The sequence below is a fragment of the Coprobacter fastidiosus genome (genome assembly GCF_982245605.1).
Genome location: NZ_CEVCIF010000008.1, coordinates 1 through 25,997 on the forward strand (window position 1 = coordinate 1; position 25,997 = coordinate 25,997).

26 protein-coding genes and 1 pseudogene are annotated in these 25,997 nt (G+C 43.7%); 2 read left to right on the top strand and 25 right to left on the bottom strand.

The genetic code is table 11. The features are described from left to right. A partial coding sequence (locus AC0UMU_RS03395) for a restriction endonuclease subunit S (protein ID WP_473979868.1) occupies positions 1-540 on the bottom strand: 540 nt, incomplete at its 3' end. Between the two features lie 39 nt (positions 541-579). Between AC0UMU_RS03395 and AC0UMU_RS03400 the strand changes: the two genes are divergently transcribed. Then, the gene (locus tag AC0UMU_RS03400; RefSeq protein WP_007487658.1) at positions 580-1,506 is read left to right on the top strand and encodes a tyrosine-type recombinase/integrase; all 927 of its coding nucleotides are present in this window, start codon (positions 580-582) and stop codon (positions 1,504-1,506) included. Positions 1,507-1,517: 11 nt separating this feature from the next. Here the strand turns inward: AC0UMU_RS03400 and AC0UMU_RS03405 are convergent, their stop codons facing one another. The 24 genes and pseudogenes from AC0UMU_RS03405 to AC0UMU_RS03520 form a co-directional block, all read right to left on the bottom strand. Next, positions 1,518-2,054, bottom strand: a complete 537-nt coding sequence (locus AC0UMU_RS03405; RefSeq protein WP_008665475.1) for a hypothetical protein — start codon at positions 2,052-2,054, stop codon at positions 1,518-1,520. Between the two features lie 22 nt (positions 2,055-2,076). Continuing rightward, positions 2,077-3,336, bottom strand: coding sequence for a hypothetical protein (locus AC0UMU_RS03410; RefSeq protein WP_007487654.1), 1,260 nt, complete (start codon positions 3,334-3,336; stop codon positions 2,077-2,079). Between the two features lie 2 nt (positions 3,337-3,338). Then, on the bottom strand, positions 3,339-3,782 hold the full coding sequence (locus AC0UMU_RS03415) for a plasmid mobilization protein (protein ID WP_008665473.1): 444 nt from the start codon (positions 3,780-3,782) through the stop codon (positions 3,339-3,341). 281 nt (positions 3,783-4,063) lie between these two features. After that, a complete protein-coding gene (locus AC0UMU_RS03420; protein WP_007487650.1) occupies positions 4,064-4,510 on the bottom strand; it encodes a hypothetical protein in 447 nt (148 codons plus the stop codon). Between the two features lie 280 nt (positions 4,511-4,790). Beyond that, positions 4,791-5,282, bottom strand: coding sequence for a hypothetical protein (locus AC0UMU_RS03425; protein WP_008665471.1), 492 nt, complete (start codon positions 5,280-5,282; stop codon positions 4,791-4,793). A gap of 32 nt (positions 5,283-5,314) precedes the next feature. After that, positions 5,315-5,647, bottom strand: coding sequence for a helix-turn-helix transcriptional regulator (locus AC0UMU_RS03430; protein ID WP_007487647.1), 333 nt, complete (start codon positions 5,645-5,647; stop codon positions 5,315-5,317). 611 nt (positions 5,648-6,258) lie between these two features. Beyond that, a complete protein-coding gene (locus AC0UMU_RS03435; RefSeq protein ID WP_227035152.1) occupies positions 6,259-6,441 on the bottom strand; it encodes a hypothetical protein in 183 nt (60 codons plus the stop codon). An 18-nt stretch (positions 6,442-6,459) separates the two neighbouring features. Further along, positions 6,460-7,212, bottom strand: a complete 753-nt coding sequence (locus AC0UMU_RS03440) for a DUF5045 domain-containing protein (protein WP_250698918.1) — start codon at positions 7,210-7,212, stop codon at positions 6,460-6,462. Positions 7,213-7,234: 22 nt separating this feature from the next. After that, complete coding sequence (locus AC0UMU_RS03445) at positions 7,235-7,966, bottom strand: hypothetical protein (RefSeq protein ID WP_217730938.1); 732 nt, start codon at positions 7,964-7,966, stop codon at positions 7,235-7,237. Further along, complete coding sequence (locus AC0UMU_RS03450) at positions 7,963-10,488, bottom strand: FlxA-like family protein (protein WP_217730930.1); 2,526 nt, start codon at positions 10,486-10,488, stop codon at positions 7,963-7,965. The genes AC0UMU_RS03445 and AC0UMU_RS03450 overlap by 4 nt, the downstream gene beginning before the upstream one ends. After that, positions 10,485-13,203: pseudogene (locus AC0UMU_RS03455) on the bottom strand (TraG/VirB4 family ATPase). The gene AC0UMU_RS03450 and the pseudogene AC0UMU_RS03455 overlap by 4 nt, the downstream one beginning before the upstream one ends. A 98-nt stretch (positions 13,204-13,301) precedes the next feature. Continuing rightward, on the bottom strand, positions 13,302-13,598 hold the full coding sequence (locus tag AC0UMU_RS03460) for a DUF4133 domain-containing protein (RefSeq protein ID WP_007850397.1): 297 nt from the start codon (positions 13,596-13,598) through the stop codon (positions 13,302-13,304). A gap of 12 nt (positions 13,599-13,610) precedes the next feature. Next, complete coding sequence (locus AC0UMU_RS03465) at positions 13,611-13,973, bottom strand: DUF4134 domain-containing protein (protein ID WP_057097650.1); 363 nt, start codon at positions 13,971-13,973, stop codon at positions 13,611-13,613. A gap of 51 nt (positions 13,974-14,024) precedes the next feature. Further along, entirely contained in the window at positions 14,025-14,357 is a 333-nt protein-coding gene (locus AC0UMU_RS03470; protein ID WP_050553478.1) for a DUF4134 domain-containing protein, read from the bottom strand. After that, positions 14,354-14,803 (bottom strand): hypothetical protein, encoded by a 450-nt coding sequence (locus AC0UMU_RS03475; protein WP_149877112.1) that lies wholly within the window; start codon positions 14,801-14,803, stop codon positions 14,354-14,356. Before AC0UMU_RS03475 ends, AC0UMU_RS03470 begins: the two co-directional genes overlap by 4 nt. A gap of 256 nt (positions 14,804-15,059) precedes the next feature. After that, the gene (locus AC0UMU_RS03480) at positions 15,060-15,947 is read right to left on the bottom strand and encodes a DUF8464 domain-containing protein (protein WP_217730932.1); all 888 of its coding nucleotides are present in this window, start codon (positions 15,945-15,947) and stop codon (positions 15,060-15,062) included. 46 nt (positions 15,948-15,993) lie between these two features. Beyond that, positions 15,994-17,061, bottom strand: coding sequence for an AAA family ATPase (locus AC0UMU_RS03485; protein WP_032943295.1), 1,068 nt, complete (start codon positions 17,059-17,061; stop codon positions 15,994-15,996). Beyond that, positions 17,061-17,507, bottom strand: coding sequence for a helix-turn-helix domain-containing protein (locus AC0UMU_RS03490; RefSeq protein ID WP_217730933.1), 447 nt, complete (start codon positions 17,505-17,507; stop codon positions 17,061-17,063). Before AC0UMU_RS03490 ends, AC0UMU_RS03485 begins: the two co-directional genes overlap by 1 nt. Further along, entirely contained in the window at positions 17,504-17,899 is a 396-nt protein-coding gene (locus AC0UMU_RS03495) for a helix-turn-helix domain-containing protein (protein WP_217730934.1), read from the bottom strand. The genes AC0UMU_RS03490 and AC0UMU_RS03495 overlap by 4 nt, the downstream gene beginning before the upstream one ends. A 158-nt stretch (positions 17,900-18,057) precedes the next feature. Further along, a complete protein-coding gene (locus AC0UMU_RS03500; protein ID WP_250698934.1) occupies positions 18,058-18,840 on the bottom strand; it encodes a hypothetical protein in 783 nt (260 codons plus the stop codon). A gap of 57 nt (positions 18,841-18,897) precedes the next feature. Then, a complete protein-coding gene (locus AC0UMU_RS03505; RefSeq protein WP_250698933.1) occupies positions 18,898-20,406 on the bottom strand; it encodes a hypothetical protein in 1,509 nt (502 codons plus the stop codon). An 11-nt stretch (positions 20,407-20,417) separates the two neighbouring features. Next, a complete protein-coding gene (locus AC0UMU_RS03510; RefSeq protein WP_008770795.1) occupies positions 20,418-21,578 on the bottom strand; it encodes a site-specific integrase in 1,161 nt (386 codons plus the stop codon). A 227-nt stretch (positions 21,579-21,805) separates the two neighbouring features. Continuing rightward, on the bottom strand, positions 21,806-23,209 hold the full coding sequence (mnmE, locus tag AC0UMU_RS03515) for a tRNA uridine-5-carboxymethylaminomethyl(34) synthesis GTPase MnmE (RefSeq protein ID WP_278714725.1): 1,404 nt from the start codon (positions 23,207-23,209) through the stop codon (positions 21,806-21,808). 16 nt (positions 23,210-23,225) lie between these two features. After that, positions 23,226-24,101 carry a DNA/RNA non-specific endonuclease gene (locus AC0UMU_RS03520; RefSeq protein WP_278714694.1) on the bottom strand — a complete coding sequence of 292 codons (876 nt, stop codon included), beginning with the start codon at positions 24,099-24,101 and terminating at the stop codon, positions 23,226-23,228. A gap of 391 nt (positions 24,102-24,492) precedes the next feature. On the opposite strand from AC0UMU_RS03520, the gene AC0UMU_RS03525 reads away from it, so the two are divergent. After that, complete coding sequence (locus AC0UMU_RS03525; RefSeq protein ID WP_278714695.1) at positions 24,493-25,992, top strand: oligosaccharide flippase family protein; 1,500 nt, start codon at positions 24,493-24,495, stop codon at positions 25,990-25,992. Positions 25,993-25,997: the final 5 nt, after the last annotated feature.

Below are 25,997 nucleotides of genomic sequence, written 5' to 3' on the forward strand. Positions count from 1 at the left end.
CTCAATGATTTTGTTCTGAGTAGAAATGCGCTCGTCCAGCAAAGAAATGAAGTTTGCTAATTTATCCTGTTCTTCCAAGTCCGCAAAATAGAATGGAATGTTCTTGACGATGTCAGCGGATAAGTTACCTTGACCTCCTTGCAAATATGTTTGGAGTAATCTTTCAACATGCTTATTCCAAACAGATTCTATAAATTTCTTGTTTTGTTTAGTCCTAATACAAAGTATTGCTTGATTTATAGCTCCTTTGATTTTACTTATAGCAATATCCCCACTTGTAGCTCCATATAAAGCTAATAACAAGTCGCCTATTTCCACCAATTTTGCAGCGGAACTATTTAAGCCATCTTCTGTTATGAACAATTCTGTTTTGTCCTTATGTAATTCTCCAGAACGTATAAATGGAATATTTCCATTGTAGAATTCCTTTTTTGAAGAAGAAGGAGTACCTCCTGAATAGAATGAACAAATCTCTGATAGTTTGTGCCTTTTCCACTCTCTACTGAACTCCGGAAATCTCAAAGCCGGAACTAACCACACTATATTTCTCTAATTATAAGAACCAATTATTTAGAAATCATGATTCATAAAACAGTTAGAGAAATTGCGGCAGCTTGGAAAGAGTACAAGCGGCCTTATGTAAAGCAGTCCACGATGGCGGCTTATGTGTTAATCTTGGAGAACCACGTCCTCCCATATTTCGGGGACGGTGATTCACTCCACGAACAGGCAGTGCAGGCATTCGTCTTGCAAAAGTTAGGAAACGGCCTAAGTGTCAAAACAGTAAAGGACATTCTGATAGTCCTTAAAATGGTGATGAAGTTCGGAGTTAAAAATGAATGGATGACTTACTACGAATGGGATATAAAATACCCCACGACCTCCACCAGCAAGGAACTGGAAGTGCTGTCTGTCGCCAATCACCGAAAGATTCTGAACTACATTCAGAGCCACTTTACCTTTACTGGGTTGGGAATTTATATCAGCCTTAGTACAGGGCTGCGCATTGGAGAAATATGCGCTTTGAAGTGGAGCGACATCAATGTGGCAGATGGAACAATAACGGTCAGTCGCACGATTGAACGCATCTATATCATTGAGGGTGAGAAAAAGCATACGGAGTTGGTCATCAACACACCCAAAACAAAAAACTCCTGCCGCGAAATTCCTATGAGCAAGGAGTTGTTGTCTATGATTAAACCGTTGAAAAAGGTGGTCAATGAAGATTTTTATGTGCTTACTAATGATGAGCGTCCAACAGAACCACGCACGTATCGTAACTATTACAATGGTTTGATGGCGAAGCTCGACATCCCCAAACTGAAATATCACGGTCTGCGGCACAGCTTCGCCACCCGTTGTATTGAAGCCGGATGTGACTATAAAACTGTCAGCGTATTGTTGGGTCATTCAAACATTTCAACTACGCTCAACCTTTACGTCCATCCCAATATGGAACAAAAGAAGCGGTGCATTACCAAAATGTTCAAATCATTGGGAAAGTAAAAGTGTGTAACTCATCTTTTGTATATAGCCCATAAAATTACGGCAAGATAACTTACAGACAAAACTATCACCACGAATATGAGCCACGGTGTAGAAAGCCAAATGCCTTCATTGCTTTGGAGGCGTTTGGCCATTTTCTTACAGTGCTTCTCCAACAGTTCTTCTTCGGTCTTGATATGGTCGGCTGTACATTGATGCACTTTCGCCAGTTCATCGGTACCGATTTTGGCACGGATGACGGTGTGCTGTTCTGCTTTGACAATGGCACGGTTGATGCCGTCCATGATATTGTCCGCACTGTCTTTTGCCGCAACCAAGGCATTGAAGGCAGTTCGTTCACGTTGGACGGTATGCTTCAAACTACCGTGTATGCCGTGCAGTTCTTCCTTGAGCGCATTGATTTCTTTCAGCAGATTGCGAAACTCGATTAGCTGGCAGTTGACTTCCTGAGTCAGTCCGTCAAGTTCCTGCTTATCCTGTTCCAACTCATCTTCGGGTGTATAATTGGCAAGCCTCTCACGGAGTGCTGCCGTATCGGGTTGTTTCATTGCATTTCTGTTTTTTAGTTTTTTATTTACGTTTTATTCCGCCTTTGGAATGTCTGCCGATTCTCTTTGAAGCGGCCTGCGCACATCTACGGGCAAACTCTATCTCATCCTCTTTCGGGTCACGCCCCCATTTCAAGTCAGACTGCGAACCGCCGCCACCGCCGCCCGATGTCACCTCGTAGGGTGATGCTATCAAAGTGAAGTAAGCCATCGCAAGGTTTTGCAGGGCTTGCCAGTTGGCCAGTTCCAGATAGTCGAACTCATAGTTGAAGAAGTCAAGCACCTTGTCTGGAAGATAACGCTTATAGGTCTCGCCGTCATATTCAAACTCTGTGGGCTGGTGATTGGATTTATAAGTGGTATAATCCTCGAATATAGGATTACGATGTTGTACAAATGGCTGTGACCTATGTTCCGTACCATTAAGAACGGATGGTTTCGGTGTCGGTACAACTGGCTGTTTGGTTGCCGGACGGACTTGTTGCTCATTGCCGGAATGTAGCTTTTCCCATGTCTGCCTGATGCGTGATGCGGTCAGGTTGCGTCCCTTTCCAAGTTCCGATGCCTTGAATTTCGTGTTGCCTTTAAGAAGCACATAGCCACGAATGACATCTTTCTTATCTTTCCGCAAATATAACTCGTAACCTTTGGCGGCAAGCCTTTCTTGGTAGCCGTCCCATGACCAGTTGTCAAGTTCGCGCAAGACTTCCATGCAGTCGGCACTGACTTTCGGGATGTTGGTTTCGTGTATGTGTTGTGCCGTAGTCCATCCCCTTTGCCGGGCTATCATTTCCGCCGCCCGTTGTGCGCGGAGGTGTATGGCGTGGTCGTTGTTGATGTTCCCGTTTTCGTCCATCCGGCTGACGATGGCATGAAGATGGGGTATTCTGCTGTCGGATTCCTCATGCAGCCAGACGGATGACTTGCTGCCCGATATGTTTGTCTGCTCGGAAACCACCTTGCCGTCCTTGTCTCGGATTTCCTGCATGTCGAAAGCGGCGGCGAAGTCATGCCACAGTTCCCGCCAATCATCCAAAGTGAAGTTTTCGGTATGCTCCATCGCCGGGCTTATCTCCATGCGAATGATATTGTTCTTGATGTTCGGATGGTTCATCGTGGCAAACTTCATTTCCGTAAAAATGCCTGTCGCGTCCATTCCCTGCGGCATGAAGTTGTCGCAGATACGGATTATCCTTTCGGGATGCTTCTTGTTCCTCGATTCACCAGACACATACAGCATTGCCCTAATGCCGTGGGCTACGGCCTTTGCCTTGGCTATCATGCTTAGTCCTCCTTTGCATTTTCGTTTGTTGTTCCTGCCGGATAGCTGTTGGCCGTCTGTGCGGACTGCAAGAAGTCGGTGACACGGTTCGTGACATATGCCACTTTCTCGTACCAGTCAAGCATGGTCGGCTGGTGCCGGAAAAGTTTTACCTTCTCATTGTCGCTCAAACCATGCAGGGCGTTGGCGAAGTTCACCATGTCCGTCCTGCAAGCCGCAAGCTGGCGCAAACCATCCAATTCCGCATCGGAAAGCCTCAATCTTGGCTTATAGCCGAGTGCCCTTGCACGGATGAAGTCGCTGCGGGTCATGCCGCATTGGTTGGCGGTGCTTTTGATTTGTGTAAGCTCCTGTTCCGTGACTTTGGTGACCACCACCTTGTCACGCCTTACAACAGGCTTTTCCTGTTCGGATTGCTGCTTGGAAGTATCTTCTTCATATGCCATAAACAAAAGTTCTTAAAATGGAATAATACGGTATCTACAAAAGGGATGGTGCGAGCCTGCGAGCGGCAAGGACAACGGGCTGCCAGACCGTTGCGAGAGTGTCGTGGTAATACCGTCCGAAGGCGGTAATACCTCGGCATATCTCGCAACTCAACGCTGACGCTCCACGCCATTCATCCCTTACGTTAGCCATCGGAAAGCCTTATGTGTGCCGGATGATTTGCCGGATTGGAGAACAACGGGAAAGCGGGAAATCAGCCAGTCTGCCCGTTTGCCACCATTTAGAGCGGTTCTATTCTTTCCCTTTGTTTGTGGATGAACGGATTAGAAACTACGCTGCCATCCTTTGTCATCCATTGCAGGAGGCATGGAAAAGTCATCACGGACGCAACCCTTGAACGGGAGGTGTCTATGAGTTCCAGTCTTGCCAGTTCGTCCAACAGGCGGCGGATGCGCTTCCTGCCCATGCTCCATTGTGTTGAAAGCTGTTCTTCGGAATACTGCGCCTGACCGACTGACAGCGTGAGCGGTCTGTAGAAACCTTTGGCCGTACCGTCCGCAAGAGCCATCCTTGCCAAGAGGTCGCCAAACAATGTGAAGTTGCCGATTTTCCTGCCGTTGTCATCGGTTGTTGTTCCGTGCAACCATTGTAGTGCATTGCCCGAAAAGATGAACGCAAAAGTTTCAATCCCTTTCGGGTTCAAGAAACTGTATTTTTCCTTGTCCATAAAATTTTGTTTCTATAAGTGTGATATAAATGTGATGCTTCTGTTGTAAGAATGGAATGAAGCCGTACAAAAGTATGTACGGAATTGACTGTTAGTTTTTCGTTGTTCCCTGCACGGCTTCATCCTTTTGTGTAATGCGCAAGCGTAAAACTGTTTCGCTGATAAGCAACACCCGTTACTAAATGTGTTCCAATCCGAAATAAGGGAAAAAAAGGAACGGGATGCAGCCATATCCATAGTGGATTTTCATCGGTCATTTGAATTTTCCAACCGCATACGGTTACTTTCCTGCGCCACTGATGCCTGTGCTATTGGGGAACGGTTGCCCCGGTGCTGGACGCTTGTCAAGTGAGGAAACGGCTCGGCTGATGTCTGCCGCATCCACGGCGATGGATAGCAACGACCTATTCACCGTTACTAATTGCCGCTTGTCGCAAAACTCCGCTACACGCTCCAATAGTTGAAACGCACGGTTCAACCGATGTGCCTGCGCATTGTCCGCAGTCATCCGTTCGTTGTCCTTTCCGCTGTTGAGATAACGGTTGAGCGCAAGGCGGTCATCCGATGAAATGTTTTCCGCGGTGGTTTTACCGTCTGCAATGGCAATGCCCACACGCAATGCGTCCGCCTCGTAAACACTCAGACTTTCTAAAAACGAGCGGATAGCTTGTACATCCTTTCCGCTTGCCTCACGTTTTCTGTTCTCGTTCTTTTTCTCGATGTGGATGGCCGAAGCTGCTCCGGTCTGTTCCATGTTCTTAGTCTGTTCCATTTTATTTTGATTTTAGTGTGAATAATAATGCTTTACTGCCTTTCGTTCATTTCCATAATCTTGGCGGCTGCTTCCTCCTTGATTTCTTCAACGGACATGGACTTTGCGCCGCGTACCCACTCAATGAGTTTCTTCTTCTCAAAAAAGATGAGTTTTCCGGACGGCTTGAAGTACGGCAGTTGGTTCAAGTGGGTCATCTTGTAAAGGGTGCTTTTGGCAATACCGAGAAAGGTTGCCGCTTCCTCTAAATTCAATATTTCCTTGGCCGCATAGCAAAGGTTCTCCAGTCTGTTCACCCGTTCTTGGAGTTCCGCAATCCTGCGCTCCTGTTCGAGGTTCATTTTTGAGTTTTTGTTTTCCGTCATAATCGTTGTATTTTATTGCCTTGTTAATCAATTTCGGTCGCAAATGTATATGGTTTGATTTGTAATTCAGCTAAAAAAGGACGATATAATTGCCTGCATTATAGCTCTTTAATGATTTGAAAATCAGCGAATTTCATACATTGTACAATATGACGCTTGTCGCATTGTCCGGCTACTGTTCCGTGTCACATTACTTAGGTAACATCCTGATTAGGCATACATTCAGATGCCACAAAAGCGGCAAAGAGCTTGTACACTTTCGATACGCATTGTCCAACGGCAAAGTAATCATAGTGTACAAATGCCGTTAAACAGATTTTAACAGGAATTTTACACCAAATCGAAGATGCAGAGTCCCGATATTTGATGTATCTATCTCAAAATGCCCAATTCCGCAGAAAGTATTGTCTGACAGCATATTTGTAGTAAATTTATGGGTTTATGCTTGGTATTCACGGGACAAAAGCGTACCTTTGTGTCGTGAAAGGGTATTCACGGCAAGGGATGTCCGGCAAAGAGCGTTCTTGATTTTATTTTCCTGTGGTTTTGTCCCGTTTTTGTCCCGTCAGGGATTTGTATCACGATACATGGTTTCGTAATATTGCTGAATATCAATGATTTGCAAATGACAGAAGCGAGAAAAATGCGCTAACCACCAGTAACCACCAAAACGGGCCTTGTGAACCTGTGAAGGTGGCATCCGTCAGGAACTCGTTGGTCTGAAAAATCACATCATCAATCTCTTCTTCAAGCAGATTGATGCCGAAATCTGAAAGTATATCTCCGCTTGCCATCTATTTTTCCATTTAATTTTATCTGTTCACACTCTCATTACCGTCTTCGTTTCCGTCATCATTCTGCGACCCTCGCACTGCTGACCGGGATTCATTCCAGCGACTCATGGCATTGCTGATAATGCTTCTTTTGTCTATCGGGCGGTTCTCCGTTGCCGAAAGGAGATTCTTCGTGGCATTGCGGTTGCTCAACTGGACGAGATATTTCACCAGTACATCGTTTTGCCGGGAGACATCGGCATAGATTTGCAGATACTCTTTCTTACGCTGCGCGTTGGGCATATAGGCATCCCTTGTTGCCTTGATTGCGCATTGATAGACACGGTAATAGTCGTTCCACCGTTCTTTTTCTTTTGGCGAGCCGCCTGTCATCATTATGCGGTCAATGTTCTTCTGAAACTGCCGCATCTGTGATTCCACCTTGTCCTTTTCCGCAAGCCAGGCCAAATCCACTTGTCGGTCTGCCACATTCAAGGCTTCAATCTTGGCCCGGCTGGTCAGTGCGGAGTCAATGGCTTCTGCCTCGTCCACCTGTTGATAGGACGCCACACCTGCCGTCGTGCGGAATGCGAGCTTGTTCTTTACTGCTGCCGTTTTCTTGTATTTGTTGTGCAGCAACGTGTAATAAAGTTCAGGTTTGAGAGCACCGACTCCGGTTTCTCCCACTGTAATCTGATTCATCTTGGGAGAATCGTGGTTGTAAGTGACATATTGGGCTTTCGCTCCGATTGTCACAGCCATCATCATTACTGTTGTCAATATCCATTTCATATATTTCTCTGTTTTTTCGTTGTCAATAATCCAGTTTTCCTGATTGCCTCCACCTGCCGAAAGCATCGTCTATAAGTTCCCGTTTGCTTTTGGTGCGATAGACTTTCTCTTTCCAATAGCCGATACGGACTTGTATGTACCGCCACGTCTCGAAGTAGGCCCTGTTCAGATGTCTTTCGATAGTGTCTAAAGAATGGTTGATGCTGTTCAGCACCATCAGCAAGTCCGAAGTGGAACAGACTGCCGCTCCTGTGGCGTACAATACCAAATCGCTCACGGACTTGTAGAGGTATTCGCCTTCCTGGGCTATCATCCGTATGGCTCTGGCATTGATGGAGAGTATCAGCGTATCTGCCAGCTCGATGTGCTTTCGTTTGATGACTTTTTCGTTGAAATCTTCAAGCATTGCCTTGTAGTCCGAGATTCTGTCACTGACTCCCTGATAGGTGGAATGGACATTCAACGCCGTGCGTAGCGACTGGTACATCACGTCAATCACATCGAAGGCTCTGGTGTATTTATCCAAATCCACGTTCAACTCCTTGTAACCGACAGTCTCCTTACGGCTGTATTCGTGCAGGAGTTTGTTGCTGTGTTCCAATGTGGAGCGGGCCAGCAAAAGGCTGCGCTGTTGCTTATGGTCGTTGATGTAGGCTTCCACCGTACCTATGTCAAAGCTCCATTGTGCCTTTGCGGACAAAGGGACAAGCTGCATGAGTATCAGTCCTAATATGTATGTCTTGCCTGTGTTCATCGCTTGCCCTCCTTGTTCTTTTTGTTTCTTGCGTTCTCCATCCATCGGTCGTGGCACTCTTCCACAAGGGACAGCCTGCGCCCCTCTTCGTCATTGATTGGTGGCAGCACATCCTTCAGCACGTCGATGATACTGCGCTTGTAGTGCATCATCTTTTCCAACGATACCAAGTCCGCATAAATCTTCGTAAGCCGGGAATCCACTTCACGGGCAATCTCAAGACGGTCGCTCGACCAAAGTAGATGGTACATGTCGTTGGTTTTCGTGTCATCCTGTGGGGCTGTCCGTGCATATTCCGTAGTTATCTTGCATTTCGGATATTCTTTCGCAATCTCGGCTATACGGTCGTTGACTAACTTCGCCTTCTCCTTTTCGTTCATGCCGGGATCGAGTGTCATTACTTCCACCACGTGGGTATCGGAATATTCCGTGGTCAAGTCCCACGAGATTTGCAGGATGGCTCTGTGTATCTTGATACCTAGAAAATATTTCGGTTTGCGTGCGATTTTCAGTGTTGCCCTGAACGTGATGATACCGTTGATATTGGGTATCGTCCCTTTTCTGATAAAAGTGTAGCCGTTCCAAGAGCCGTTATCCTGCCAAGTGATGTTGTAAGCCGTCTTGCAGTCCTGCATGATTGCCGGGATGCGGTAGTAGTCATCGGTCGCCACATCATTGTCGTTTTTTGATTCTTCTTTCGCCTGTGCGATTTCAGCCTGTTTTTGCTGCCAGGTGGCAAGCTCCGGCTTCAGCCTCTCTATTTCCGCCTTGTTCTCATTGTATTTCTGACGGAGTGAGACAGCATCCTCCACACTGGCATTTGCTATCTGTTTGATAAGGGATTCATTTTCTTTCTCCAATGCCGATATTTGAGATTGGAGCGAATAGACTTTGTTGTCCGCTTCTCGTTGTAGAGCGTCCAGTTCCGACAAGTCAAGTTCTTCGCTCTCGGCTGTGGTCTTCATCGCACACTCTTTAGAATGGGCGTTAAGCGACTTTCCGCATTTACGGCACTTGTACTGGGTCGTTCCCTGCCCAAGTGTCGCTCCATCCGAACAGGTCACACTGATTGTTACCGTCTCACAGCCTTTCAGCTTCTCTTCGTTGGTTGCCTGATAATATTTCCGGCTGTCGGATGCGATATAATAGACATACCCGTCTTCGTTCTCGTTGAACTCTGACAAAAGTGCATTTAGTTGTGCCTTGAAAGTGTTCAAGTCCATGGAGTAGGAGTCAAACAGATCCTCGTAAACGACTTCCTCGTTGTCCCAACTTTTCGTGACGTGGATTTCGTAGGCGTATGCTTTCTTGGTCTGCTTCTTTCCTTTTTTGATGACGTAACTGTGCTGATAATAATTGATGGCGTAATTGAATCCGTCATTGGCATTGTTGAGCTGTTGCACCCTGTTTCTTGACCATCCTGCATAACGCTCCGAATTGGAAAGGGCCTGTTCCCGTTGCGAGGCATTGGGATAGAAATTCGGATCGCTTGTCTTGAAGCGGGTCCATTCGCCACCTTCAAGAATGCTCTTGTCATCGGTCGGAGGCACATAGTCACAAAGCGGCACGCTGCCACGGTCACGTCTGGCGATATACCACCGCTGGGTATAATAGCTGCCCGAAGTCTCATCTAAATAATCGGTAATCCACGAAGTGAGGTTGTAATCACTGAACTTGAACAATCCTGCCACATTGTCCGGACCGCCCACGATACCGAGTATGGTCTGTCCTGCATTGTTTTCCAACTGCTCGAAGAGACCGCTGTAATGCTCATAGATGTCTATGACCTTGCTGACCTTGCCGTTCATCAGCTCATGGAAAGAGTTTTGCAGCAAAAGGGCGTTACCGATGTTGGTGATACCCGAAGTGGCAAGGCCGGCTCCCATTTGGTAGAGTTTGTCCAAATCGGCTTTCAGGTTCTCTTTCGTGAAATTGCCTGGAACTTTGGATAGGTCGTCAAAGAGGCGTTCCCAATCCACATTGCCGATTTCCGAGAGTTTCAAGATAGCGGCTATCTCTTCGTTGAACTCCAAAAAGGCGATGTCCGAAAAGGACAAGGTGCTGTTGGTGACAATGCTCTCGAACTGCATACAGAGGGCTTTGGTATCATCACACACCTTCATCAGATAGCTGCCCCAATGAAGGGCGGCCTGAGGAGAACGGAGCATCAGCTTGGCGACAATCCATGTCTTGGGGATAATCTTGTGTGCCACTAAATGATAGATTCTCCGATAGTAGTAATTTTCCGTGGCGCTGCTCCAGATGCCCAAATCAGTGAGTGCTTTGCGCTCCAGAAATTTGCTTGCGAATATACCGGCTGTTGCCACTTCCGAAGCCTTATAATGTTTCAGGATGGCTTGTACCTGCTCGTCATAATATGCCTCGGCAACAGTTCCTGTACCGTAGGCTGCAACCATGGCGGCCACGGTTTTCGCATCGAAGTTCACGCTGTAATACTGGGCGTGGGCTTGTTGGACGAAAATCGTGGCTATTGTCATTATTATGAGAGCGTATCGTTTCATTGTTGTTTTGTCTTTGGTTGATGAAGATTCAATACTTTTCCGGCAGCGTTTACTTTTTGGGCGAACGGCAGGGATTTGCCTATCCCGGAAGCCTCCCAATCGGCACAATACCGCTCGATAGCTTCCTTGTGGCTGCATTGCAGCTCTGTCTTGTAGAGTTTCAACGCTTCTTTCTCCGCTCGTTCCGTGGTGTAGGTCATATAGCATTCATGCGGTTCTTCCACGCCATAGACTCCGCTGGTCGTGCCACGGCGGATGAAGACCTCACGGAAGAATGAACGTCCTTCTTTATTTTCTAATCGGTTGATGGTGAATATTTTCTTGCAGTCCACATCGGTCAGTCCGAGTATCGCCTTGATGGTGTCGAAGCGTTCACGGAATTTGCTTTGGTCAAGCAGCATCACCACATCGGAGTTGTTGATGATGGCTTCCTTTACGATTTCAGAGCCGATGATGTCCTGGATTTCCTGTGTCACCACACCCACGCTTGCCCAGAACTTTCGGGCGGTCTTGTACATAAACTTGATGTATTCCGCCATAAGTGGGGAAGCGATGGCTTTCCATGCCTCTTCAATGACCAAGACCTTGCGGTTCTTCTTGATGCGCATCTTCTGCAAGAACACGTCCATGATGATGAGCGTCACCAAGGGGAACAGGAGCGGGTCATCTTTTATGGAATCGATTTCGAAGACGATGAAGGTCTCGTCAAACAGCGAACTGTCCATATTCTCGTTCAGGGTCTTTTCGTGATTGCCGCCCCGGTAGAAGTCTTTCATCATATAGCGGTAGGTAGAGAAGTCTATCCCCAAAATGCTGTTCTCGTTGCAGATGTCGGGGATGCGTTGTACGGAGAACTCATAGAATGTGTTGAATGACAATGATTCCACTTTCAGTTCCTTTCTTCTTCGCTCTATCTCGTCGATAACCTTTTCTATCCGTGCGTTCAGTTCCGCTTCGTTTTCGGAACGGTTGCCGCCTTTGTTGCGCTCGTCAATCAGGAGACTTTTGCGCAAATCCTCCCTTTGGGGCGGTGTAAAGCCGTTAAACTTGTTGAAGTAGGTGTCATAATACTCTGTGATGACCTGTTCTATCAGTCTGTCTTCTGTCTTGGTGACAGTCCCTTGGCTTCCTTTCCAAATCAGCAGGACAAGGTTTTTCAGAAAACCGGTCTTCTCCACGTTTAGTTCCTGTCGGTTGATGCGGAACGGATTCATGGTAATGGGGCGTTCCTCCGTGTAGGAGATGTATTTGCCTCCCACGTATTCACACAATCCCTCGTATGAGTTACCGGTATCTACCATGACCACATCAGTCCCTTGCTCGTGAAGCTGGCGCACCACGCTGTTGCATGTGGAAACTCTTGCCGCTTCCCGAAGGCCCCAAACAGAAAAAATTGCTGTTGTCGGTCAGTTTTTCCGCGCCCTCTTTTCCTGTGATGTCGATAGCCACAGGTACACCCTGCCTGTCCGTATAATAGATTTTCAAAGGTGTCTTCTCGCTATGCAGGATGCGCTCCTTGTACATCAGACAGGTGGCCGCATCTCCTAAAGTGAGGAAACGGTCATACTCCGGATTCATGCCGTAACAGTTGCCGGGAAAGGAATTGACGAACAGCTCCAACTGGTTATAGGCTCTCTTGGATATGTGGATACCCATCCTCGAAAAACTGTTCTCCAGATGGTTCGTGCATTTGTGGATGTCGGTCTTTGCGGATATGGCTACCACAAGGTTGTAGTGGGTATATACCAATTGCTTGCTCTCTCGTGCCACCACTTCCTGCACACGCTTGATGTCCTCGACTGCCATCTGGTTGCCGGGATTGGGCATACTCGCATGGCGGTTTTTCTTTTTGTCAAGCAAGGCCAACTCTCTCTTTTGGTTGGGAATGAATATCATCTGGTTATACACCACGGCTTCGGCGTTGGGTATGGATGATACCGCAGATACCAAATCCATTGGCATACTGCTGTTGTTGACTTCCACATTCATGTAAGGACGGATGACGGAAGGCAGGCTTACGCTATCCACATCCACAAGGCTATATACCTTGCAACGCCTGTCGCCCATGGAGATACATTCGTCATCCACTTTGAAATTGGTCATGGAGACTACCTTGTCTCTGAAATTCATGGCGAAGTAGCGGTCTGCATAGTCGCTGACTTCCTGTTTGCCCAGAAACTTTATCTGAACACCTGCATCACGCAACTGGTCATGCACCTTGCGTATCTTCACGAGGAAATCACGCCATTTCTTGCTGTCGTATGAAAACAGGCTGCTCTTCTTGGATTCCTGAGTGATGGTCAGATAACATTCGCTGTCGGTGTATGGTCTGCCGTTGAAGTAACGGAAATAGGATGAAGAGAGAAATTCACGTTCCTCACCGTTCATTCCCTCAAAGCTCTTTTTTACAAAAATGTCCTGCTTGTGTAGGGCGTATCCTTCTCCCAATGTCTGTGCTATGGCGGTAAAGAGTTGGGTGAACTCGTAATAGGCATCGATGTTGGCACAATACTTCTGCACCGGATTCTCCACTTTCAGCACAGCGGAATATTCGCCTGTCTTGGTATATATCACACCGATACCGTCTGCATTTTCCACGGAGAAATAGATGTCCTGGAATATCCGCTTCCGTTTGCCTCCCGTGCCAAAGGCATAGACCGAAATGGCCATGCCTGCGCAAATGGCAATAAAAATCAGGAAGATGTATGTAATCATTCGGTTATTTACAATTAAGGGCAGGCTGACCTAATCAAAGGACAAGCCTACCCACGTTCAACATTCAATATATCCATTCATGGTCAAATGGTTTTCTGTTACATTTTCTTGGAATAGGCATAGATGAACACTCCTCGTTCCTGTCGTTTGCTGTGCAGCCCCTTGCGCTGCTTGAACAGAATCAGTCCGGCACCGCTTGTTACGGTAACTGCCAGTACAATCAGTGCGAGAACGAATCCTGCCAGACAGTAGGCTATGATAAAGCCGACTATGGCAATGCCTATCGTAGCTGCCGCCCAATAGATGTATCGTCCCTGAATACCCATAAATTCAAGGGGACGTTGAAGCCCCTTGAACAATGGATAATCGGGATAGTGTTCCTCTCTGCCGTCCATACCGCCTGTGCTTTAAGAGAGACCGAAGAACAGAGGAAGTGCCTGGGCTGCCGCGATGAGGAAGATACAGGCTCCGACCACCATCATGATCTTCTTCTTGACATCCTGCTCCTCGTTGTTCATCGCGATGTAAACCGAGATTGCACCCACTACGGCAACCACACCGGCAATGGCGTAGCACAGTTTTACCACAATGGGAACATACTTGGCGATTTCCTCGCTCACTTGGGTCAATGCCGCTGTACCGGCCGAATAGTCTCCTGCGGTGGTCTGTGCCATCATTGCGGTTACACCACACACCATCATCAGGCAGGTCATCTGCGCTTTCTTGGAGGTCGCAATCTTCTTTGCGAATCGTTTTGCTTTTTCAAACATGCTTGTTTCGTTTTAATTGGACTTTAATTATTGTTTTACACTCGTGATTTTCTAAATTCGGTAGCCGAAGAATGCCGGGAATACGATGGATGCCCCGATAATGAAGAGGCAGGCTCCTACCAGCGTGAGGATATGCTTGGTGATTCCGTCTTCGCCCGTGTTCATCTTGATGTATATCTGGAATGCGGCTATGACCGCAAAACCTCCTGCAACCGCATAAATGATATACTGGACGTACATCATCATCGTTACGACAAAGTCGTGCATCGAAGCCAATGCGTCTGCGCCCCAGGAGTAATTCACGCTGCCGCTCTTTGCGAAGACCGCACAAGGCAGCAGCATGAAGATTGGAGTTATTGCTTTTTTGATGTTCCATCCTGTCATAGTTCGTCTATTGCCGGTTTTATGGTTACACCTCCGTTGGATGGGGAGTTGCCAAGACCTTTTCCCATCATCAATTTGTATAGCTCTGCGGAATTGTAAGGGTTGGAGAAAGTGGCATGGGTATCTTCCATTCTTTCCTCAATCCTGTGGTTGATTGCTTCAACCACATCCTGCTTGTGCTTTTCGCTCTCCGGTTCTTTATCGTCTGACACAGACTGCGTTTCATCAATGTAGTGTGTCTCATACTCGTTGTCCCCGACATTGAACCCCTTGTCGTTCTCCACCACGCTGACGCTTTCTTCCGCATCAAATTCGCTCACGTCGAACTCTTCTTCCTCGGATTTCTTCTTTTCACCGTTTCCGTGAAGGTCTTTGGTTATCATTACCGCATAATATACGATGTATGCTACGGTCAGCACAAGGACGAAAATGAAGTATGCTTTCATATTTTTTATAGTCTGAAATTAGAATATGATTAAAATATGATTGCAAAGGAAATACAATATTTTCATACTCTGAAAAATATCTGAGAAAACAGGCAGAATCTTAAACATTTTTGGGCAAAAATCTAAAATCATACTCAAATATCATACTTTGAATGAATTTTCAGACGTTTTACGAGTGTATATAAACACGAAAAGCCCTCCTTGTTAGGGAGAGCCTTCTATGGGTTGTGATATGCTATCAGAGGGAAGACAAAGACTAACGCCTTTTTCCCCTCAGATAGTCATTCAGGTCTTTGTAGTTGTAATAGTTTTTGGAGTGGTCGATTACCTTTATCCCGTAAAGTCCGGCAATGGTCTCGACTGTCTTTTGCCCGGCGAGGTCGTTATCCAGATAACAATGGATGAAAATATATTGCTCCAGTTCCAGAAGACACTTTTTCAAGTTGCTTACGGAGTTCATCACAAGAAAATCGGTCGGGATGTCAACACATACGTGGTAATCTCTCTTTTTATGCAACATTAGATAAGAGAGGAAATCCACAAACCCCTCAAAAACGCAGACGTGTCTTTGGATGACATCCCTGTTGTACCTGATGACGGATATGTCCTTGCCTTTGATACATCCTTTATAATAAGGATTGCGGACTTCGTAACCGCCCTTGATGTTCTCAAAGGCTATGGCAAAATAGTGCCGTTTGCGCAGTTCATAGTGTATCTCCTTACAATAGGTTCTGCCGACTTCTTCACTTATGCCCCTTGAACGCAGATAAGAGAGTAGGGCGTAGTGGTTCAAATCCACCACTTCCACATTCTCCATCTCATCCTCTACAGGGCAGGGTCGGACGGTTCGGCTCTGTAACTGTTGTCCCGGCACACCAATGGCATTCTCGCTGATACGCAGCAGTACCGTACTTACATTGCTTGTTTTATAGAGGTATTTCCCAAGTTCTATGATGTCCCCACCGGCAGAAAGTCCAAAGTCGTACCATTCGTTGAGATTGTCATTGACTTTGAAAGACGGGGTGCGTTCCTCCCTTAGCGGCGAGAGATACCAATACTGATAACCCCTGACATTGACAGGGTGGTGGCCGGTTATCCGCAGATATTCCACAAGCCGTATCTGTTTTGCTTCGTTGATATTCATTTTAGTATGGTTTACTTATATATACCCACAAACTAAACCATACCGGTTAGAGGTGGAATGAAGGGTTATAGGAATAGGTACGGCCGTTTTTTGTAATGGCATGATGTTCCAATAGAAATTTACACAAGTTTACCAGTGTGTTTCTTCCTCGTGAATACCCAATGCTCTCGTATCCTTTTTTTAGAGCATCAAGCAGAGACTGATAGCCATATTCCGCACTTTCTGCGAAGGTTGATTCCAGGGCGGTTCGGTGTTGCTGCTCGGTCATATCCGTATAGGAAGTCAGTCTGTCCATTTTGTTCTTTTTGAATTGGTGTTCTTTTACCAAGTGCGGGAGGGAGTCTTCTCCGATTTCAAAAGCAAAAGGTGTAAATTCCCGGTCTCTTATGTGCATGGCCCTTACCTCACTGATTTTCCCATTTTCATTGTTTTTTGATATTTGCAGGATAGTCTCGGCCTTATTGTTCAGTTCAGTTCCGATATGCCCTCTGGTATTGTCATCCCCTTTGTTTAGATGTAACACGGTGTGGATGTGCAGCTCGTAATAACTTGACCATCTCATCAGTTCGTTGATTATGTCAAGAGATTCACTGGGACTGTTTATGTCATGGATCAAATCACGGATGCCGTCAATGATTACGAGTCCGATGTTTTGTTCTTCGTGGAGTGCCCATCGTATAATGTCTCTTCTTTGGTCGGGAGTGTATTCTCGCAGAACCAAAAACTGGATATTGTCGTTTTCTTGGTCGGTAGGGAGTCCTGCCAGTTTAAGGATTCGATGAAGTACTTTGTGGCAATGACACTTGCTTTGTTCTGTGTCGATGTATAGGATTCTATTCTTGCAAGATGGCAGTTCTGCTTTGTACTTTAGAATTTCCTTTCCGGAGAGAGCCGATGCGACAATGGCACTGACATTGAATGTCTTTTTGCTTTTGGGTTTACCGGTGGAAGCACTGAAATTTCCTATCGTGGCAATGGTAACGCCGTCTATTTGTACGATTTCCTGTGGAAACTCATACTTTTCGGTAACACTCAGCCTGATATATTTCAGTAAAGATTTGTATTTTGCTTCGTCAATCCGGTAATTGTTGGGTTGCATCATATCTGCTTGCATTATTTTCGGCCTCCTCTTGTTGTTTTGTTCTTATTCTTCTGATTCAAGGCATAAGCAATGATATTTGCTTGCCTTTCAATCTCGCTATTGGAGAAGGAAGGGTTGCGTTTTATCCATTGATTCAGGTCGTCTCTGAGAATGAAGATATTTTTCCCATTAGGTTTATATACGGTAAGCTCTTTTAGCATGGTCAGCTTATAAACGTACCCTTTGGACACTTGTAGATACGCTGCCACTTCGTCTATATTGAGAAAATCTTTTGCCGTATAAGCGATTTTCTCCACATTCCCAAGATGGGTTAGCAGTTCGTCCAAAGATCCGAATCGTTTCAGGAAATTTTCAACTCTCAATATTTCTTGCTGGAAGTTTTCCAAGGAATTGTCTTCAAGGAGCGATTTCAGTCCCTCCATGCGAGAGAGTAATAAATCTATTTCTTTTCTGTTCATATTTTTTCTCCTGTTATAGTGGCTGGTTGTCCGACTGTTTGTACTTGATTTCTCATTGCCCATTCGCAAAGTTCTTTTCGATTGAAATACACCAATTTGCCGTTGGGTTTGTAATGCGGTATTTGTTTGAGTGAAGTGAGCTTGTAGATATAGCTTTCGGATAAACCGAGATAAGCGGAAGCTTCAGCAGTAGTCAGCACCTCTTTGACAGCCCAAATACGTTCTTTCAACTGTATGATGTAATTTTCGATGGTTTGGATTTTATCCACTTCGTTAATCTTTTGTTCCAACGTCTGGAGCCGTTCAAAGGGTTTCTCCGATGCCATCATGGAAATCATGTTCTCCATCTTGGAGAGCATATTGTTTTCATTTGCCGTTCTTCGATGTCTCATTGATTGATGTTGTTGAATTTGACAATAGGAGGTATGCCCTCCGTGGGTAATCGATTACGGAGGGCAAAGGTAGATAAGTGTATTTGCTTGACTATGTTGAGAATATTGAGTGTCAACACAACTCTAAATACTGTTCTCAACAAACCGTCATTCCTTTGTTACACTTCTTTGCTTTTAATTAGAACGATGTACTTGTCTATAGTTGCCAAAAACTGCTTGTCAGCGACATTGGGGGTCGTGTCTTTTATGCGATTGAGGGTGGACGACATATCGTGCTGGGTCAGGTGTTTCTTTCCTGAAGAACTGATGATAAGCCGTTTCCTGGCAATTACGGACTGCCAATTATAGCTTATAACATCATGTGAAGCCAGTTTGTCCAACAGCAATACCAACCTGGTATTGTTCTTAGAGGTTACGGTCGGCAAGGTGTCTTTCGAATAACGGCCGGCAACATCGTCAGCATTCAGGACCTCCTTAAACAAACAGACCTCATTGGCGAGTTGCACAATGAGGTCAAGGGTATGTTTGTCAAGCAATGGCTCTATAGAAAAATTGGAATCACTCAATACCGAAATACCCGAACTGGTTTGGTTGGGTTCAATAGGTGTAATGGCATTCTGCAGGTCAGCGGTATAAAAATCCTCAAGAAGCATCGAGACACCGATGCCATCAAATGTTTCTTGGTCAAAATACCTGCGGACAAGCTTTTCGTGGTTTTTCAAAAGATCAACTACCGTGTGATAGTTCTTTTGATGTTCATTTTTGCTCCATGCGTCCGTTGCATCATGAAATCGCTTTGAATGGATAAAGTCAAGCACGTATCGCCTGTAACTTTTTTGCCGTGTGGTGACTTCGTCTTTGTAAGACTTATGGGCTTGCTCAACCAACCGGAATAGCCCTTCTTTACCGGTCTGCGCAGGAGTCCATTGGAAACCTCGCATCGCTCTTTTCAAAAAGAGAGAGGTGCAAAGATAATTTCTTTGACATAAAACATTATTTTAAGTATTGTTGTTTGCCACCTTTGCGTTGATGGCATTTTTGTTTTGAGTGCTAAGATAGTTATCTGCAATGGTTTTAAGTTGAATGTCGTATGTGTCCATCAATCCTTTTTTTACTATAAAACGAAAATTACTATCCATACTTTCTCTGTTAGGTACTTTATCATTTTGCAAGCGGAAGCAGTTTACGCATTTTACCCATACATCATAGGGATTGTGTTGCTTAAAGGCCAAATGTACAAAATACATAAGTGAAGTCTGTGTTTTCATCCATACTATAGGATGTTCAAATACCGTTTCATCGAAAATACCTTTGAATGCGGTAAATGTGGTGTCGGAGGAGATATATCCACCGTCAAGTAGGGCGGAGAACATTAAATGTATCTCATCTTCGCTATTCGGACTGTAAAATACAACTTTGCTCGTATGAATGAGCCGTTCATCAGAAGTTTCTTCATTGAACGTATTTTCAATGTGGTTGAACTTATCACAGATAGTCTTTAATTTAACATCATACCTATCCAACCATCCGGCTCGCTTAATCCAACTGTAACCTGATACAAAACAAGCTTTGTGCGGAGTGTGTCCGTTTATGCTGAAACAACATTCTCCTTTTATCCACAAGTCCTTCTTGTTGAATTTGTAAAATGCCTGATATACGAAAAAGGACAACTGCCGTTGCGTTTTAATCCATTCTACCGGCTTGCTGAATGTCTTTTTATTGAAAATGCCGACAAATGTTTTCAAGCCAGTGTCAGGTGCGATGTATCCGTATTTCACTAAATCTCGATACAACACTGCTATATCTTCTTCACTCTGTGGCGTGTAGAATGTCTCTGTCTGATGTGTTGGCTCAAATTCAGTAAAGTCAACTTCCGGGTAGAGGGCTTTGGTCGTTTCGTAAAGTCCCGTATTGTATCTCGGAACACGCCAGGTGCTGAATCGCTTTCCATATTCCCTTTTCCATTGCTTTTCAAAAAGAATGTAGGTGCTGGGAAGTTTGCAGATGGTAGATACAGCATAGGCTATCACTTTCAGTTGCAGCGGCTTCGTTTGCGGCATCGGCTGATAGTGTTCATCCAAAAGACCTGCGCGTATGGCTCTTTGTAATAATGTAGCCACCTGTTCATTGGCTAAAGGCTCAATCAAATCTTTATATTCGCCTTTCACCTCTTCTTCTTGCCTTTCGCAAAGTGACAGCAACGCTTGCATATTGTTCGCATAACAGTCAATAACCTTGACGTATGCAGAATCAATTTCCTGTCTGTGACTTTGTACATAGTTTACGACCGGGACGGTAAATTCGTTATTTGTTATAAGGTTTGCCAAAAGAGGAGAGGGGGCTTGTTCCATATATAGACAAATCTCTTTCGCCCATTTCCCGATATTCATCCACGAAGAGTCAAGTGCTTCAAATTCGATTTCATCATCCAAATCCAATTGACCTTTCATTTCACCGACGATTCGGGTAATCTTCGTTATCTTTATAACGGTTTCTTGCCTTGTCATAAACACGGGATTTAATCAATGTCTGGAATCAATGATACGGCATTCTGCTTATTTTTGTCAAGCACCTTTGCATAAATTTGTGTGGTCGCCAGTTCTTTATGCCCTAATAGTTTTGATACAGTGTAGATGTCCGCTCCCAAGTCAAGCATAAGCACAGCGAAGGTATGACGTCCGCAGTGGAAGGTCAGATTCTTATTGATATTGGCAGCCATGCTCCAACGCTGTAATTCCAATGAAGTCCAAGCTCCGTATGTAAATCCTGTAAATACGGGATCTTCCGGGTTGCCTCTTTCACCGAGGTATTTTTCTGCCTGTGAGGAAATGTCAAGATACTCTTGTCCGCCAGTCTTCTTTTGTTTGAAGACGATTCTCGTGTAATCTCCAAATTTTTGAACTTCGCTCCATGTGAGTTTCTGAATATCGCTTTTACGAAGTCCGGTCAGGCATGAAAAGAGGAAAGCTCTTTTTAGAATAGGATAGCGGCAAGGAGTAGCAGCCAACTGTTTTACCTCTTCCAAGGTCAGATAGTCACGCTTTACTTCTGCGGCTTTGAATCCCTCGATTCCACGCAAAGGATTTACAGGTATGATTCTTTCATCGTAAGCCTGGTTGATACAGGCGCGGAGCTTATTGAAATAAGAGACTTTTGAGTTTTGGGACAATCCTTGAAACACATCCCTTTCCCTACGTGGACCGGTACGCTTGTGAGTGTCTTTTTCCACATTGTTCAAGAAATCCTTGAAGCCGTTTATAAACTCTGGAGTAATATCTTTGAATGTGGTTTTCTCATCACAATAGATTTCGAGATAACGCAAGCAGCTTCTCCAGTTACCCCAGTTTCCGTCAGATTCAGGATTCTTGTGTCTTTCTTCAACCATCTTCCGATAGTATTCCAAAAAAGGAGTATCTTCTTTGAATTGGCGAGTGAAAGAATACTCTCCGTTCTGCATTTCAATGAGGCGTTTGGATTTTATAGCCTGAGCGGTTGCCAATGTCTGTCTGTTCTGCTCACGCTCCAGTGGAGTAGTGGCATCGATCAGATAAAGTTTCAAATACTCTTTCTGACGTTTCCCATTTCTGTAGATGTCGAGATACAAGCTCACGTTACCGTTTGCCAACTTCTTTTCCCGTAGTTTTACGGGTTCTTTCTGGATTGTTGTTTTCTTAGTCATAGCCTGTTCCTATTTTAATGAGAGATGTGATTCATTGTCTTCGGGGGACAGATTTTTGTCCCTCGCATCCCTTTCGGGGGACAATCTGGGGACAAAAATACAAAAAAAATATGAAAACAGGCAGAAAATACGGAGAGAAAGAGAAAATATAAATTCTCATAAAATCATTGATTTTTCGCACTTTACGGATTTATATTTTCTCTTTTTATGCTTTTCTTTTCTTTGTATCATTTGCCGATGCAAAATTTACTAAAAATATTTCCAAGTATTTCATCGGTAGAAATTTGTCCGGTTATTTCTCCAAGATAATGCATGCACTCTCGTATGTCTTGAGCCAAGAAATCTCCGGAAATACCCGAATGTAGTCCATCTAATACACGAGATATAGCTTCTTGAGCATGAAGTAAAGCTTCATAATGGCGGGCATTGGTAACTATTACATCATCTGTTCCCGTTTCCGGTAATGAAGCTGCTGTTACTAATTGGTTTTCTAAATAGTCTATTCCTTGATTTGTTTTGGCTGAAATGAATAGGATTGAATGTTTAAGAGGAATTAAAGATTCCACTAATTCTCTTTTTTCTTCACACTCTTGTTCGGTTAGTTTATCCGTTTTATTTAGCAAAACAAATAGAGTTTTTCCTTCACAATGCTGTATAATGCGCCCGGCAGAGCGTATAATATTTTCATTCATTCCGGTAGCATCAATCATCCACAATATTATAACAGCCTGATCAAGTTTTCTAAAAGTACGCTCTATTCCCATACTTTCTATTTTGTCCTGGGTATCCCTTATACCCGCCGTATCGATAAAGCGGAATGTGATACCCTGTAAAACAGTTGTGTCTTCAATGACATCCCGAGTCGTTCCATGTATGTCCGACACTAATGCCCGGTCTTCATGCAACAAACAATTAAGCAGGGTAGATTTTCCGGCATTCGTTTCTCCGATGATAGCTGTAGGTATTCCGTTCTTTATGGCATTACCTACCTTAAAAGAGTCTGCTAATTTACAGATTACCATTTTTATGTGTAATGCAAGATCTATCAGTTTTGAGCGGTCGGCAAATTCGACTTCCTCCTCGCTGAAATCAAGCTCCAATTCTATTAATGAAGCAAAATCGAGTAATTGAGTGCGAAGTTTTGCCAATTCATTACTAAAATCTCCCCGCATCTGATTCAATGCCAGGCGATGTGCAGATGCTGACGTTGAAGCGATAAGGTCTGCTACCGCTTCGGCCTGAGAAAGATCCATTTTTCCGTTGGCAAATGCCCGTTGTGTAAACTCTCCTGGAAGCGCAGAACGACATCCGTTTCGAATCAATAATGCAATAATTTGTTGTTGAATATAGAGTGAGCCATGGCAAGATATTTCGATCGTATCTTCTCCAGTAAAAGAATGCGGAGCAACAAATCGAGCTACCATAACCTCATCTATAATCATGCCTTTTTCATCTATAATGTTACCATAACTCAATGTATAAGGCTTTTGATCTGTCAACAGGCGCTCCTTTCTTACGGGCTTATATATACGTTCAGTTATCAAAACCGCATCTTTTCCGCTTATACGGATTACTGCGATTCCGCCTATTCCGGGTGCAGTCGATACTGCACATATAGTATCATTCGTTATCATTCGTTATCTTATTTTATAATTCCCAATCGAAGATATTGTTCTGCGATTCCAAACGGTTCTCAAGTTCATCAGGAAGTTCCGAAAAAAAATCCATTCCGGTAAGCGCTTCCACACTATCTATCGATACGACATATGCAGACAATGGCGCGTCTTCTTTTTCATTTTTAAATACAAATCCGATTCCTCTCGGAGTAGTTACATAAGGAGATACGATAACTTTAAAAAAGGCATGAGGTATTTTTACTTCATTTCGTCCGATCGTTGTATCCCGTTTATCGACCAATGGTCCGCACACTATTGCTATAGCACTGTCTTCTTTCACCCATTTTCGGATACTCTCCTCCAAGTCTTTCCATGCCCCTCGATTTAGTCCGGGATTTTGCGGACACATATTCGAGAAATAAAAAGATTCCTTCATTGCTGTTTCACTCCATGTCATGTCTGCAGCGGGAGCCATGTGTCCTCGATCAAAACCACTTCTACGATAGTCGGCATTTGTCGCGCTGACACCGTTTACATAGGGGTCTACTACAAATTTATCTGTTCTTGATACCGTTCCCCGTAATTCATCACGAATCAATTCATAAGCTACCCAATTAGGCAGACGCCAATTTTTATTGTACGATACAGTATAACCTTCATGTTTAATAATTTGTTCTGCCCGATCTTCTAACGGAAGTGGCAGTTCCAAATTTTTATACCTAATATCCGGTTTCCGGTTCGCTTCACCTAATCGCTCAATTTTAGTAGAAAAAGTTGATAATGCAGACTTTATTTCTAAGCGGAAATAATAAGCAAACAGGAGTAAAATCGTAATCCAGAAAAATATCCAGAGAAACCTGACCGACCAGTTTATAGATTTTTTCTTTTTCCGTTTTTTTTTAGCCATTCAAAAAATCCATATTTAAAAATTATCAGGTACAAATGTACAAAAATTTGTCTTAGAGCCTGTCTGAGTTCTCCGATAAAGAAATTATCAGACCTGACCTGAGTAAAATTAAACAGGATTTAAGTCTGTTTTCATAGGAAAATTTGTTATATTGTAGGGAGTGCAACTGATTGATAGATAGAATGTCTGTACAATATTTTCAGGATATCTACAAATAATTTTTGAAAAAGAGTGATTATTATTGATTTACCAAAAAATATCTCGAATATCGGTTTTTTAGAAAAATTTGAATACCTTTGTATCTGAATATTAGATGTGTAATTTAGATAGGGGTGTGTATTTGAGTTTGCGTTAGCAAATAGGGGGCGCATCTTTTAATATCGACGTAAATATGTCCTCATATAAAAGTGTCCTTAAAAATGTTAGTCTATTAGGAGGGGCTAAGGTTATATCTTTAGCATTAAGTATAATCCGTAACAAATTTACAGCTTTGTGGTTGGGAGCTGATGGTATGGGTGTTATGGGTATGTTTAATGCGATTATTTCTCCGGCTACTACTATTGCGGATATGGGGGTTTCTACATCCTCTGTAAGAAATATTGCTTCATCTGAAAATGATCAGGAAACTGCACGTCAAGTATCAGCCGTGAAAATGTTTTATTTGTTGTCAAATTTTTTGACAATCTCTGCGATGATCCTTTTGGCCGGATATTTAAAAAGAAAAATGCTGGTAGAATCATTGGGGACATGGACTATATATGTATTGGCTTTTGTTGTAGCTTTTTCTGTGTTGGTGAATTTTTTTAATTCTGTTTTACAGGCTAAAGGAAAAATTGCAAGTTTGGTAATGGCGCAAATTTATGCAACAGTTTTAGGAAGTATTTTTTCTTTAGTCGTAATTTATTTTTTTCGAGTAGATGGTATTGTTTGGAGTCTTTTGATTGGGGCAATGTTGGGACTTCCTGTTGCATGGTATTTCTTCTCTAAATTAAAGATTCCGAAAGTGAAAATGACAGTAAAAGAATCTTTTATTATAATTAAAGATTTGCTGTTTACAGGAGGTTTGGTTACGCTTGCGGGATTTTCTGCTACCATGTGTATTGTTTTTGCAAAAGTCTTTTTATTAGATCATTTGGGATTGAAAGTTGTAGGCTATTATGATGTGAGTGTCGCTTTTTCGAATGTCTATATTGGCTTGATCTTGCAAAGTATGGGTACAGATTTTTTCCCTCGTTTGTGTAAAGTAGTATCCGATAAAAAACAAATGTTTCGATTAGTGAATGAACAAATGGAAATAGGCCTATTATTTGCTACGATCGGAGTTGACATTTGTTTGATTATTGCACCTGCAATTCTGATAGGTTTTTATAGCTCTGATTTTTTAGAGGCTACAACAATGTTAAGATGGCAATGTGTTGGTGTTGGTTTAAGGGTTTTAGGTTATCCGTTAGGTTTTTTATTGATGGCCCAAAGACGAAATTGGGCTTATTTTGCCCTTCAATTGTCTTTTTGGATAAGTTATTATTTAGCAATAACGACAGGAATTTCATTATTCGGTATGAAATTTATAGGTATTGATTATATCGTTGCTTATGCTGTTTATTTATTTTTTGGTTACAGTTTGTCTTATAAAAAAGGGCTGCGTCCATCTCCATTATTGATAAAGATATTTTTGTTTTCGGTTATTTCCGAAGGGATAATACTCTTATTGTTGTTTTTTCTTCCTGATCCGTATTCTTATGTTTTGTCATCTGTTTGTTGTGTTTCGGTTTTGGGAATTGCTGTTTCTGTTTTGAAAAAAAGTTTTGAGATAGATGTTGTTGCAAAAATCTTAAGTCTATATACGAAATTTAAAGCAAAAGTAAATAAAAATAGATTACGGAATCATTAAAAAGA

Coding starts and splice junctions, on each gene's coding strand:
- AC0UMU_RS03440 (WP_250698918.1), bottom strand. CDS start 7,212: ATGAAATGGATATTGACAACAGTAATGATGATGGCTGTGACAATCGGA.
- AC0UMU_RS03470 (WP_050553478.1), bottom strand. CDS start 14,357: ATGACAGGATGGAACATCAAAAAAGCAATAACTCCAATCTTCATGCTG.
- AC0UMU_RS03450 (WP_217730930.1), bottom strand. CDS start 10,488: ATGAAACGATACGCTCTCATAATAATGACAATAGCCACGATTTTCGTC.
- AC0UMU_RS03505 (WP_250698933.1), bottom strand. CDS start 20,406: ATGACAAGGCAAGAAACCGTTATAAAGATAACGAAGATTACCCGAATC.
- AC0UMU_RS03405 (WP_008665475.1), bottom strand. CDS start 2,054: ATGAAACAACCCGATACGGCAGCACTCCGTGAGAGGCTTGCCAATTAT.
- AC0UMU_RS03510 (WP_008770795.1), bottom strand. CDS start 21,578: ATGACTAAGAAAACAACAATCCAGAAAGAACCCGTAAAACTACGGGAA.
- AC0UMU_RS03525 (WP_278714695.1), top strand. CDS start 24,493: ATGTCCTCATATAAAAGTGTCCTTAAAAATGTTAGTCTATTAGGAGGG.
- AC0UMU_RS03465 (WP_057097650.1), bottom strand. CDS start 13,973: ATGTTTGAAAAAGCAAAACGATTCGCAAAGAAGATTGCGACCTCCAAG.
- AC0UMU_RS03495 (WP_217730934.1), bottom strand. CDS start 17,899: ATGAGACATCGAAGAACGGCAAATGAAAACAATATGCTCTCCAAGATG.
- AC0UMU_RS03410 (WP_007487654.1), bottom strand. CDS start 3,336: ATGATAGCCAAGGCAAAGGCCGTAGCCCACGGCATTAGGGCAATGCTG.
- AC0UMU_RS03430 (WP_007487647.1), bottom strand. CDS start 5,647: ATGACGGAAAACAAAAACTCAAAAATGAACCTCGAACAGGAGCGCAGG.
- AC0UMU_RS03475 (WP_149877112.1), bottom strand. CDS start 14,803: ATGAAAGCATACTTCATTTTCGTCCTTGTGCTGACCGTAGCATACATC.
- AC0UMU_RS03400 (WP_007487658.1), top strand. CDS start 580: ATGATTCATAAAACAGTTAGAGAAATTGCGGCAGCTTGGAAAGAGTAC.
- AC0UMU_RS03485 (WP_032943295.1), bottom strand. CDS start 17,061: ATGCAAGCAGATATGATGCAACCCAACAATTACCGGATTGACGAAGCA.
- AC0UMU_RS03425 (WP_008665471.1), bottom strand. CDS start 5,282: ATGGAACAGACTAAGAACATGGAACAGACCGGAGCAGCTTCGGCCATC.
- AC0UMU_RS03415 (WP_008665473.1), bottom strand. CDS start 3,782: ATGGCATATGAAGAAGATACTTCCAAGCAGCAATCCGAACAGGAAAAG.
- AC0UMU_RS03435 (WP_227035152.1), bottom strand. CDS start 6,441: ATGGCAAGCGGAGATATACTTTCAGATTTCGGCATCAATCTGCTTGAA.
- AC0UMU_RS03420 (WP_007487650.1), bottom strand. CDS start 4,510: ATGGACAAGGAAAAATACAGTTTCTTGAACCCGAAAGGGATTGAAACT.
- AC0UMU_RS03500 (WP_250698934.1), bottom strand. CDS start 18,840: ATGCGAGGTTTCCAATGGACTCCTGCGCAGACCGGTAAAGAAGGGCTA.
- AC0UMU_RS03480 (WP_217730932.1), bottom strand. CDS start 15,947: ATGAATATCAACGAAGCAAAACAGATACGGCTTGTGGAATATCTGCGG.
- AC0UMU_RS03520 (WP_278714694.1), bottom strand. CDS start 24,101: ATGGCTAAAAAAAAACGGAAAAAGAAAAAATCTATAAACTGGTCGGTC.
- AC0UMU_RS03460 (WP_007850397.1), bottom strand. CDS start 13,598: ATGGACGGCAGAGAGGAACACTATCCCGATTATCCATTGTTCAAGGGG.
- AC0UMU_RS03445 (WP_217730938.1), bottom strand. CDS start 7,966: ATGAACACAGGCAAGACATACATATTAGGACTGATACTCATGCAGCTT.
- AC0UMU_RS03490 (WP_217730933.1), bottom strand. CDS start 17,507: ATGAACAGAAAAGAAATAGATTTATTACTCTCTCGCATGGAGGGACTG.